The sequence below is a fragment of the Vibrio sp. 10N.286.55.E10 genome (assembly GCF_002872555.1).
Classification (GTDB): Bacteria; Pseudomonadota; Gammaproteobacteria; order Enterobacterales; family Vibrionaceae; genus Vibrio; species Vibrio crassostreae.
In genome coordinates this window covers 57275-68367 of record NZ_MCSD01000035.1, presented here as the reverse complement: position 1 = coordinate 68367, position 11093 = coordinate 57275, and the positions used below count along the sequence as shown (strand labels likewise).

At 44.7% G+C, this 11093-nt stretch carries 13 protein-coding genes; 8 read left to right on the top strand and 5 right to left on the bottom strand.

Going from position 1 to position 11093, the window contains the following annotated elements:
* Nucleotides 1-68: 68 nt before the first annotated feature.
* The gene (locus tag BCV39_RS23200; protein ID WP_170960790.1) at nt 69-245 is read right to left on the bottom strand and encodes a hypothetical protein; all 177 of its coding nucleotides are present in this window, start codon (nt 243-245) and stop codon (nt 69-71) included.
* A 526-nt stretch (nt 246-771) separates the two neighbouring features.
* Here BCV39_RS23200 and BCV39_RS16850 point away from each other — a divergent pair.
* The 4 genes from BCV39_RS16850 (at nt 772) to BCV39_RS16835 (ending at nt 3515) form a co-directional block, all read left to right on the top strand.
* Nucleotides 772-1509, top strand: coding sequence for a nucleoside recognition domain-containing protein (locus BCV39_RS16850; RefSeq protein ID WP_102432111.1), 738 nt, complete (start codon nt 772-774; stop codon nt 1507-1509).
* Nucleotides 1509-1976, top strand: coding sequence for a YjiG family protein (locus BCV39_RS16845; RefSeq protein WP_004737023.1), 468 nt, complete (start codon nt 1509-1511; stop codon nt 1974-1976). Before BCV39_RS16850 ends, BCV39_RS16845 begins: the two co-directional genes overlap by 1 nt.
* Before the next feature lie 619 nt (nt 1977-2595).
* Complete coding sequence (locus BCV39_RS16840; RefSeq protein WP_102432110.1) at nt 2596-2982, top strand: MAPEG family protein; 387 nt, start codon at nt 2596-2598, stop codon at nt 2980-2982.
* Between the two features lie 8 nt (nt 2983-2990).
* Entirely contained in the window at nt 2991-3515 is a 525-nt protein-coding gene (locus BCV39_RS16835; RefSeq protein WP_060980902.1) for a hypothetical protein, read from the top strand.
* 42 nt (nt 3516-3557) lie between these two features.
* On the opposite strand, the gene BCV39_RS16830 is transcribed toward BCV39_RS16835, so the two are convergent.
* Both BCV39_RS16830 and BCV39_RS16825 read right to left on the bottom strand, forming a co-directional pair.
* Nucleotides 3558-4193: an START domain-containing protein gene (locus BCV39_RS16830; protein ID WP_048663921.1), complete on the bottom strand. Its 636-nt coding sequence runs from the start codon at nt 4191-4193 to the stop codon at nt 3558-3560.
* A gap of 188 nt (nt 4194-4381) precedes the next feature.
* Nucleotides 4382-4858 (bottom strand): YHS domain-containing (seleno)protein, encoded by a 477-nt coding sequence (locus tag BCV39_RS16825; RefSeq protein ID WP_048610296.1) that lies wholly within the window; start codon nt 4856-4858, stop codon nt 4382-4384.
* Between the two features lie 110 nt (nt 4859-4968).
* Here BCV39_RS16825 and BCV39_RS16820 point away from each other — a divergent pair, with 110 nt between their 5' ends.
* Nucleotides 4969-5793 (top strand): AraC family transcriptional regulator, encoded by an 825-nt coding sequence (locus BCV39_RS16820; RefSeq protein ID WP_102432109.1) that lies wholly within the window; start codon nt 4969-4971, stop codon nt 5791-5793.
* 230 nt (nt 5794-6023) lie between these two features.
* Nucleotides 6024-6902 (top strand): 6-carboxytetrahydropterin synthase, encoded by an 879-nt coding sequence (locus BCV39_RS16815; protein WP_102432108.1) that lies wholly within the window; start codon nt 6024-6026, stop codon nt 6900-6902.
* Nucleotides 6903-6998: 96 nt separating this feature from the next.
* Here BCV39_RS16815 and BCV39_RS16810 read toward each other — a convergent pair whose 3' ends face one another.
* The gene (locus BCV39_RS16810) at nt 6999-8039 is read right to left on the bottom strand and encodes an acyltransferase family protein (RefSeq protein WP_102432107.1); all 1041 of its coding nucleotides are present in this window, start codon (nt 8037-8039) and stop codon (nt 6999-7001) included.
* A gap of 122 nt (nt 8040-8161) precedes the next feature.
* Nucleotides 8162-9118 (bottom strand): AEC family transporter, encoded by a 957-nt coding sequence (locus BCV39_RS16805; protein ID WP_048663911.1) that lies wholly within the window; start codon nt 9116-9118, stop codon nt 8162-8164.
* A 160-nt stretch (nt 9119-9278) separates the two neighbouring features.
* On the opposite strand from BCV39_RS16805, the gene BCV39_RS16800 reads away from it, so the two are divergent.
* Both BCV39_RS16800 and BCV39_RS16795 read left to right on the top strand, forming a co-directional pair.
* The gene (locus BCV39_RS16800) at nt 9279-9872 is read left to right on the top strand and encodes a TetR/AcrR family transcriptional regulator (RefSeq protein WP_102432106.1); all 594 of its coding nucleotides are present in this window, start codon (nt 9279-9281) and stop codon (nt 9870-9872) included.
* 237 nt (nt 9873-10109) lie between these two features.
* The gene (locus tag BCV39_RS16795) at nt 10110-10958 is read left to right on the top strand and encodes an alpha/beta hydrolase (protein ID WP_102432105.1); all 849 of its coding nucleotides are present in this window, start codon (nt 10110-10112) and stop codon (nt 10956-10958) included.
* Nucleotides 10959-11093: the final 135 nt, after the last annotated feature.

Below are 11093 nucleotides of genomic sequence, written 5' to 3'. Positions count from 1 at the left end.
AGAAAAGAGAAAAGAGAAAAAGCTCTACCGGATTTAATGCCGATAGAGCTTACTCGGAATTGCCAATACTATGCAGCATTGAGATCAAACGTCAGTGTTTGTTCTGCAGCACATACTTCAACAGGCCAGCCATAGGATTGGTATTCATGCGCAAGTTTGTCCGCTACTACGCGAGATACCGTTGCAGTGATCCACATGCCTTTGCCCATTACTTGATATTTAAGCGTTCTCATTTCCATAGTCATCACCGTTCTCCTTTTATATTGGCAGCGCGAAGTCTATAGCACCTCTGAGGGCTGAAATTTCGAATCAAGCTCAAATGCTTTATAAAATGGCTCACTGTTTGAGCCTGGCTCAAAACTCAATCAACTAAGGGTAAACGGTTGTATTTTGGAAGCGAAGTCACCATTTAAGTGTCTGTATTATAATTGAATTAAAATTTAACAGAAAAGCAATGTAAGAGATCTCTTACAACATTACCAGAGATTACACTAGGTGAAAAATTTTCACTAGAAGCCAGATTTTTGTGGCGATTGTGTGCGTTTTTAGTTGCGCTGTTGAAGCAAGATTTGTTTAGTTTTGTATGTTAAATATTCTAATTTATTTAGCGTATGGTCCTGCTTTTAAATCCAAATCACAGTTTTATATGTTGCTGTGTTTCTTTTATTCAAACCGATACGCTATTTGATTTTGGTCATTAACCTTTCGCTCATTAGTTTGCACTATCTATACGTGTTCTGTTCCACATAAACGAGATGTATAGAGGTCCTTATGACTAATCCAACCAAAGCCGATCGTAAAGTCACGATCGGCAGCTATATCGCACTCGCTTTCGCGATTGTGTTCTTTTCAGGCTTAATGCAGTCCAATGAATGGTATGGAGTGTTCGATTTTACAACGCTCAACGGTTCATTCGGTAAGGTCGCTTACGATGTGAGTGAAACGGCCGATGGTATTCAAGCAGCAACGACGTCACTGCGTGGTAAAGGCGGTAGTGGTGCTCGTGACGGTTTCATTTTTGCTTTGACACTTATTCCGACCGTGATGTTTGCACTAGGTATGATCAACGTACTTGAGCATTACGGAGCACTGGATGCCGCTCGTAAACTGCTGACACCTCTGCTTCGCCCTTTAATGGGCATTCCGGGTAACTCAGGCTTGGCACTGATCGCTTCTTTGCAAAGTACCGATGCGGGTGCAGCGATGACACGTCAGTTGAAAGACGAAGGGCATCTAACTAAGCGCGAAACCGATGTCTTCACCATGTTCCAGTTTACGGCGGGTGCAGCGATCGTTAACTTTTTCTCTTCAGGTGCGGTGCTGTTCACTCTAACGGCGATGGATGGTTCTTTAGCGGTGACATCGTCAATTGGTTTGGCTGTAGCTGTGATGTTTATCTTTAAGTTTGTCGGTGCGAACCTGTTTCGTATCTACCTGAATATTACTGAAGGCAAAGAAGACAAACCAAAATCAGACAAAGAACAAAAACTGGAAGAGGAAGTAGCATAATGAGCGAAGTTAAAGCAAAGAAACCAATGGTTACTGATATTTTCGTTGAAGGTGCTAAGAAAGGCTGGGTTATTGCGACTACTTCTACAGTACCGAATGTTCTGATGGCGTTTGTGATCATCAAGGCATTGCAGATTACGGGCGCGTTGGATCTGATGGGCAGCGTATTTGCTCCAATCATGGCGGTATTTGGTTTACCTGGCGAAGCGGCAGCGGTATTGATCGGTGCGTGGATGTCGATGGGTGGCGCAGTGGGCGTGGTTATTACGCTGTTTGACCAAGGCATTTTGAACGGCAATCATATCGCTATTTTGGCGCCAGCTATCTACTTGATGGGTTCTCAAGTGCAATACATGGGTCGTATCATGGGACCAATTGGTACTGAAGGTCGCTACATCCCGGTGATGATCGCGATTTCGGTATTGAATGCCTTTGGTGCAATGTTCCTGATGAACATTATTTTGTAACGTAACTTTTAACGGCTAGCTACTAATCGCTTTTCGGCGTTATAAAAAAGGAAACCCCGTTTGGCTTTCACCAAACGGGGTCTATTCTTTTCGTAGCCATCCTGCTACTGCGCGTTACTTATCTTTCAATAGGTAACTAGTGCTCCCTGCATCGTTCCTTGACGTGGCTAAATCCTTTAACCTATCCAATTCATCGCCTTCCTAGCGGTGTCCTTGCAAACTCATCATCCAGATAAGCGGCTCTATCCTAGAGCATAACTTCCTTGCTGATAACTCATCCTAAGCCACCAAATCTTCATCCTGAAGATACCTAATCCGTTAGGCTTTTTCCTGTTCCTGCCAACTCCCTGTCGACATGTGTATTAAACACTGCAGAGGCTTTACTCACAATCCACCTCAAGCAAATAATCTGCAGGTTTATCCAAAGAAAACTGTGCGGACTCATACAAAACAAGGGCTTGGGTTTGTAATCTAGGATTTTTCTGCGAAGCTTGATTGTAATCTCTTACGTTTTTTGTGAGAGATCTCTTACACGTGCGCGGGCGTGAATGCTCATTATTTTATGAATACAGATACTATGAGGTAGCCCGCCGAATAAACTAACCAGTAGGAAATGATAATGGTTACAGCGTTATATGCTGCGTTGCTCACTTTGGTTATGCTATGGCTTTCCATTGAAGTGATTAAGCAAAGAAGAAAGAATCAAGTGGCACACGCAGATGGTGGTATTGAATCGTTACAAGTGGCTCGTTCCGCTCAAAGTAATGCTATGGATTATATTCCGATTACAGTGATACTGATGGCGTTGCTAGAGTTCAACGGTTCTAATGTGTGGCTGATCCATGTTATTGGTATTGCTTTTGTTATTGGGCGTATTGTTCATGGAAAAAGTATTCTTGCTCGCAGTCTAAAGGGAAGAAAGCAAGGCATGTATTTGACCTTTGCCAGCATGGTATCTTTAGTTGTCCTAAACTTAGCTTACCTACCTTTTGATAAAATGTTCTAGGAAGCATTATGGCGTTGCGCCTTCCACCTGCTTGGGCGATTGTCCTCGCAGGCTTGATACTCAACATCATGGCGATTGTCATGTCGAGCTTGGTGCTCGATAAAATTGAAGCTGAGAAAGCGGAATATAACGATCGAAAATTCGGCAATGTGTACTCAATACAGCTTGCTTGGAATACGATCGAAACCCTAGAGCGCAAGCGCGAAGCGATTCTGATTCACCTTGATAAACCAGAAACGGTGCAGCCTACCACTGTTCTTGATGAAGCACTGCGCGGGCAACTTAGGCGTTGGGTGAGTAGCGAAGTGCCAAATATCTCTTTGGCTAACTTGCCGAAACTTATGATGCTGATAAACAGTGCTCAAGAATCGCAACGAACTCGAATCGATGACTACTATTTGGATAACCTGACCTTAGTTGAATTAATCCAAAGGCTTGATGAGAAAATGGCTTTCTATAAGAATATTGCCTTGTTTCTTCAGGTGTTTGGTTTGGCGCTTATCTTAGCTCGTGACCTCGCTAGAAGACCTTAGTCTTTAACTTTATTTCCTCTATTTACTTGTCTACTTTTACCGTTAGCGAGACTCACTTGGCAGGTTAGGATGCTGTTGGCCTTGGTACTTTGGTAACTGTTCTTTCAGTCCCTTAAACGTGCTCAGTGCACTGCCTATCGATAACTTGTTCATCAACCAATTCGGTAGGATGCCACCTGCGTTCGCATAAGCGGTGTAGGTGATGTAGGTATTGCCATTAGTCAGCGGTTGCAGTGTCCAAAGTGCGTCCACATCATAGATTCGAATGTACCCCGACTCTTTCGCCAAATAGTTCGACGCATCCTTTATCGACAAGACAAATTGCCCATCCTCGATACTGTATTTTGAGTAAGTCACCATGTCTCTATCTCTGGCAGGCCAAGGTGCTTTGAATTGGGTATAGACGATGTTTTCATCTTCAGATATCTGCATCAACACACGGCTTTGCGACACATTATCTATCCAGTTTGGCACGTTCTCGCTGTCTTCAAGCAACAACAGAAAACCGGAGTAAGTGGTGGGCGTTTGCATTTGCGCTCGTATTTCGACCAAGCCTTCACGGTGTGGCCTTTTATCAATCATGATGCCATCTTCACTTTTGACGAACTGCCATGGGTTGGCATAACTCAGTGTCGATAGGGCGCAGAGGCCGAGTACCAAAATCCTAGGTAATGTCATTATTCTTCCATAAAAAGAAAAGCTTATCTGCTAGGAGTATAGAATAAAATGGGCTTGGTAGGTGTTACCTATCGCTTTGGGTTCACCTCTTTTGGAAAAATCACAATGAAAACGGAAGCGTTCGGCCGCTTCCGTTTTATTCTTGGGTAATGGATAAGTGCTGTAGGCGAGAACTTAGAACTTAGAACCTAGAGCTTATAGGCTTCTACGGTTTTGATGGTTGTCCAGTTGCTGTTAGCGTCTTGGATGAACTCTTGTGTGTTCTCCAGCCAGCGTTTTTGAACCGATTTGTCTAAGTTCAGATACAACTTCCCATCTTCCACCTTCCAAGCGAGAGGGTCGGTTTCAAACTTCTTACCCATCGCTACCCCAAACGCGCAGTAACCGCCATATTGAGGGGCATAGGCTTCTGGATTGGCTCGAAATTCATCTCTGTTTTCACTGCTCGCAAAGTTATAGATCGCATTCTTGTAGGTCGCTGTGAACTCTGATGTGCCTTTTACTGGGCCTTCATTGGCAAAGTAAGCGACAGGGTCATAACCTTTAATCGCGAGATCATTGCTGTCGACACTCATATCAAGGTCTGCTGCCATTAACGAAAAGCTGGTGCCTAGTAACGCGGCCAATAGAGTGATTTTTTGACTGGTCGATTTCATGTGTGACATATCAAGTTCCTTGTCAGTGTTGGTTATCTTGTTTGAAATAATTTAGCCCACTCGCCCGGTCTATAGAGGGACAAAAGAACTAAAAACTAAGCGAATCGTTCGGAGGATGCATGGATCTGCTTTCACAATTAATGGAACACTTCTCGATACGCACTGGCGTTTTCTATTCAGGAAACCTGTGTGGAGTATCGTCATTTAACGCGCAACAAGGTAAAGAGGGGCATCTTCATGTATTGAGCGCAGGGGAGTTGAGCTTGTCTAGTGCTCACACGGAACACCGGCATTTGTCGCAGCCTTGCATTGTTTATCTGCCGAATAGCACACCACATGCGATTGAAGGTGTGGGAGACGGTGCGGAGGTCGTGTGTGCGAACGTGGAGTATCGTTCAGGGCAGATGAATCCTTTATTGTCGGCTCTGCCAGACGTGATAGTGATTCCGTTTGAGGAGGCACCTAGCTTAATGCCAGTGATAGAGGTGTTATCTAATGAATCGAGCCAAGAATCGTCGGGGCAGCAGTACTTAATGGACAAATTGAGTGACGCCTTGATGGCTTTGATTTTTCGTCATCTCATCGAACAACAGAAAATTGATAGCGGCGTTTTCTCGGCTCTTGCTCACTCACGATTGGCTTCGGTGGTCACGGCTATTCATCGATTACCTGCTCGTCATTATTCGATCGCCGAAATGGCGTCACTGGCCGCGATGTCTCGCACTCAGTTTATTGAAGCGTTCAAGCGAGAAGTGGGTGAAACGCCGGGAGACTATGTGCAAAAGTGGCGAGTCTCTGTAGCTCAATCTCTGTTATTGCAAAATAAGCCGATCAATTGGGTTGCTGATGAAGTGGGCTACAATAGCTACTCAGGATTCTCACGTGCTTTTCAACATGTTGCCGGAGTGTCGCCGCGTCTTTGGCTGAAGCAAAATGTGTCGTGAAACGCCGGGCAACCTTACGCGATTTATGGCTATTCGCATGAGGCTGGCCTATGTTTTAGCGGAAATTGAGCGTAGTTTGTTCATTTCTCGAATGACGGTGTAAAAAGGTGGACTTTATAAGCTCGTTGTAACATCCTGCCCGTCCTATTTTATCAGACATCAATGAGACGAAGTGCCTGCTGAACATTATTCAGCCTCCCGTATCTCATTAAAGCACTAAGGAGTTCCACTTGAACCTATTTGTAAGAGACCTTACCGTTATCGATTCTTCATACATCTGTGAACACAGAGGGGTCGTAGGAGATAGTTGGATTTTAGATGTCACCATGTCTGGTGAACTTAATGAAATGAGCATGGTGCTGGATTTTAGCAAGGTCAAAAAGCAGATCAAACAGCTTGTCGATGAGCACGTTGATCACCGTTTACTGCTGCCAATGCAAAGCGCTGCAATTGTTCTTCAAGCGAGCAAAGCTGGCTACTCTAAGGTTGATGTGTTGCGTGGTGACAAGAGCCTTCATTTACATTGCCCTGATGAAGCGTACTGCCTTATTGATGCAGAAGCGATCACTATCGAGAGTGTGACCGCACACGTTTATGATATTCTTCGCGATAACCTGCCAAGTAACGTCACAGGGTTAGAGATCACCCTTCGTCATGAGAACATTAATGGCGCGTTTTACCACTATACCCATGGTTTAAAAAAGCACGATGGTAATTGTCAGCGTATTGCGCATGGCCACCGTTCTCCAGTCGAAATTGTGGTCGATGGTCAGCGTGACGAGCAACGTGAACAAGCATTTGCTCAGCGCTGGGAAGATATTTATTTAGGTTCTAAAGAAGACCAAGTTTCGGTCTCTTCACTTAACCTGAGTGAACACGCGCAAAGTGCTAATGATGAAAGTCACTATGGCTTCAGCTACACGGCGCCACAAGGCGAATTTGAGCTAGCGATTGCTAAGAGTGAGACTGAAATTTTACCGACCGATACCACGGTAGAATTACTTGCGGGCTATATTGCGGACCAAGTTGAACCGAGCCTAGCAGAGAACCAATCACTACAAATTGTGGCTTATGAAGGGGTAGGTAAAGGCGCGATGGCGTTCCGATAACACCTCACGAGAGAGAATCTCAGTTCTAATATGATGAAAGAAAGGCAAGATATTCAGTTATCTTGCCTTTCTTTTTTGTTGCTCTTTAAAACTGATTTAGCGAAGTAGCACGCGTCGCAGTGGTGTTTTCTCGATCCCAGCAACCAACCCGAAGCTCAACAATACGGTACCAAAAAATACGGTCACGTCTTTTGCTAACTCAGTAATCCCCAATACTCCGCAGACATTGAACAGCACGATAATGATCAGCAAATGACAAACGTAGATGCCTAACATACGATTCGAGATCGCGCGAACCCACGCATAGTCGCCGATGTTTGGATTAGCCAAAAGCCACATAAACACGCCCATTCCCCATAGTGCCGTACCAAACAAGAAATCATTCATGTTGAATCCGACGTCGAACGTGGTTAGCCATGCCCCCTCAGCAAAGTGAATCAACATGCCTAACACTAATAACACCAACGCTTTGGTTGACGACACCTTCCATTGATTCTGACGAATGAGGAAGCCTAAGGTCACCATTAACGTGCTAAAGAACGGGCCGTTACGAGTAAAGAAAGGTGCGCTCAGGTCGGTTAAGTTCGCGTAGCTGCCCGCTAAAACACCATAGACGTAAAGCAGAATAGCCGTTGGTAATAGCAGTTTGTCGAGTTTCATTTCGACCATTAGAGCGATGAGCAAAACTGCACACACAAGTGCAGGAATAAACCACAAGTGCACCAACCCACCCTCTAAGAAAGAGTTGAGCGGGGTGTTCATTAAAAAGCCCCAATAGCCTTGGCGTTCGCCTAGGTAACCGAACTCTTCCACCTTCGCGAGGTTGAATGGCATGACTAGGCAAATGATGCTCCAAACCAACCAAACCTTAAGCAGTGGTTTAGAGTAGTTGACCAAGGTTGTCCAAGGCGATGCGGTCAGCTTAGGTTGAATCAGATAACCTGAGATAAGGAAGAAAAGTGGCACAGCGAAGCGAGCGGTTTGGTTAAGCACATAGCCAATCCAAGGCACTTCATCGATTTGCCAATAAGTAAGTGCCATTTGGCCATGTAAGCCAATGATCGCCAAGATAGCAATCACTCGACCCAACTCAATACTGGCGATGCGTTGTGAAGGCGTATGTTGAACGGAAGACATATCAGATCTCTAAGAAAATTTTCGTAGAATCTAACAGCCTTTTTATTGAACCAGTTAGCGCTAAATCAAGGGTTGCGACCTTTGTTTTAAGGCTTATCTTGATTCTTTGAAGCCTGTCGCAGCTATATTAAATCCATTGCAGTAAGTGCAAAAATGCCAAGCGTGCAAGTGATAAGTGAAACGACGGTGGTGAGCGCGATAATATTGGCAGCCAATGTTGAATTCCCGCCCATCGCACGTGCCATAACATAGCTCGCAGCAGCGGTCGGTGCGGCGCTCATCAAGAAGATAAGGCCAAGATCTAATCCTCTAAAACCAAAGAACAGGGCAGCAAGCGTGATCAGTAGCGGAGCTAAAACCAGTTTGTATCCGGTAGAGAACCAAGTTGGGCCCTTATCTTTTTTTAGTGAGCGTATATCAAGCGACCCTCCCGTGCACAAAAGGGCTAACGGTAACGTCATGTTTGCGAAATATTGCCCTGCATCAGTCACCATTTTCGGTACTGGGATCGATAGTAAGTAGAACAAGACACCTGAGGCGATCGAGATAATCAAAGGGTTTTTGGTGAGTGTTTTAACGATTACTTGAATGGCTTTGTCACCCGACTCCTGGCCCTTTGGAGTGAGCGCGATAACGGCCTGAATATTATAGAGAACCGTCAAGGAGGCGACATAAAGTGCTGCGAGTGCGACACCATCGTTGCCGTATATATTGGCGACGTAAGCAAGCCCGATAATAGCAGTGTTGGCACGAAATCCACCTTGCACTATCACACCTTGGTCTTGAGGCTTTTTAAAGGTAATTTTAGTGCTGACAGTGGTGAACACGAAGAAGGCAAGGTTGGCTAATAAGCCAAAGATGACGAGCTTTCCACTGGCGGCAAAATCGTGGTTAGATTGAACAATGCTGAGGAATAACATCGCGGGTAGAGTGACTTGAAACACCACCTTGGATGCGACATCAATGAAATTGTCATTGATTAAGCCAATTCGCTTGAGCATGACACCAAGAAACAGCATTAAACAGATAGGGCCCGTTACTGACGCCGAAAACGCAAACTGTTCCCAAAGTGTGTTCATTCTTCTTCCTTTGTTAGTCGATTTCAATTTCCTTGAATACTGTCGCATTTTTCCACAATTATTAGACAAGAGAAATTAATTCCCAGTGGTTAGGCAAAAAACTTTGAAAAAAAGAACGAACGTGCTAAAAATAAACCATCAGATTTATCATTGGTGAATAATGAGCAAAGGAAAGATAACCAAAGAGTATATTTTGAGTCATGCATTCGCGCTTGCGAGTGAGAACGGGCTTGAGAGTTTAACGATTGGTGAATTAGCCAAGCAGTGTGGTATGTCTAAGAGTGGCTTGTTTGCACACTTCAACTCTAAAGAGAACCTGCAACTCTCTGTACTCGAATATTCCAACGCCATATTCACCGAAAGAGTCATCATTCCGGCGAGAGAGTTGGGCGACGGTGATATTGAAGCCAAGCTTAAACAACTGCTCGATAACTGGTTGGGTTGGAATCATTCATTCCAAGGCAGCTGCATGTTTATTGATGCTTGGAAAGATGCAGGCAGTGAAACGTCTGTGATTCAGAAAGCGCTGCAGAAAACCATTTCAGTGTGGATTGATTACTTGACGATTCAGGTAGCAAAAGCGGTGGAGAGCAAGCAGTTTAGAGCCGAACTAGACCCAAAACAGGCAACCTTCGAGTTGTACGGTCTCTACTTGAGTGCGAATTTGTTCTATTCGTTGCGAGGCCAACAAGCGAGTCACACCCATTTTTGGAGTGGTGTAGAGCGCTTAATTGCCAGCTGGAAAGCGGTTTAACGAGTAAGCCGTTTAGTTCGTAAACCACTTAGCTCGCAAAACACTTAGTTCGCAAAACATAGAGTTAGAAAAGCATGTGAGCTTTGCTGATGTAAGGTCTAACAATTTTAAGAGAAGTGGCGGCAAGCAGTCATAAAAAGCGCTATCGCCATTTTTTATATTAATAAATAGCACGGTCGTTCGATTTTTCGGGCCGAGCTCGATCCGCCAATGATGATGGCGATACAAGGAACGGTCATGAGTGACAAAATCTATTTTAATACATCGAACAAATTCAGCTTCAAGCGCAGTTTAATTGGCGCAACAACCAATCTTCATTACATCCTAGCGCCGAGTCATGCGAAGAAAACAGCACGTAAGCTGCTGCTCACTCCAATGCGTACTGAGCAAAAAAATGCTGATCCCCAAGGGCTTATCAAGAGTGAAATTGAAGGTCGTGATGGCGTTTTAAAAACCTATTCTTTAGGTACAGGGCCTGTTTGGGTGCTGACTCATGGTTGGTCTGGCACCGCGAGTCAGTTTTTCCCTCTGATGGAACATATTGCTGCTAAAGGTTTTACTGCCTTGGCTTACGATCATCCTGCTCATGGTGGCAGCGATGGTGTACATGGTCATATTCCTGCGTTTGTGAACGGTCTTGAAGCGATTCTAGATTCGGTGGGTGAGGTAGCTGGTTTGGTCGGTCATAGTATGGGGACGGCTTCTGCGTTGGAATGTAAGCACGTTAAATTGGAAAATAAGCCACTATTGCTGATTGCACCTGTACTGGATTATCTAGAAAACCTATTTGGCAGCGTTGCGCGTTCTGGCTACTCAATGAAACTGTTCGAGGCTGTAGTTGGAGAAGTCGAAGAGCAGTTTAACTACCCAATTCAGTCTGTTGATCCCTATGGAAAGCTAGCGCTTCGTGAGTCTCAAACGATCATCGTTCATGATGAGCAAGACAAGTTTACTAAGTTTGATGTGTCTCAGCGTGCGGCTAATGAAATGGGTCGCGTTACCTTGATTTCGACTCAAGGACAGGGCCACGGGCGAGTAATGAAGTGCCCACAAGTGTTCGAGAGCTTTGATAACTTAATTGGCTAAGCACAACGAGCGCAAGTCAGTAGGACGCCAGTAAAGAGATCGTAAGCTCAAAGCTAAGAAAACAAACATTAAAAAGGCCAACCAGATATTCTCTGGTTGGCCTTTGCTTTTAGTTGCTTAGTTAGCTTTAACTAA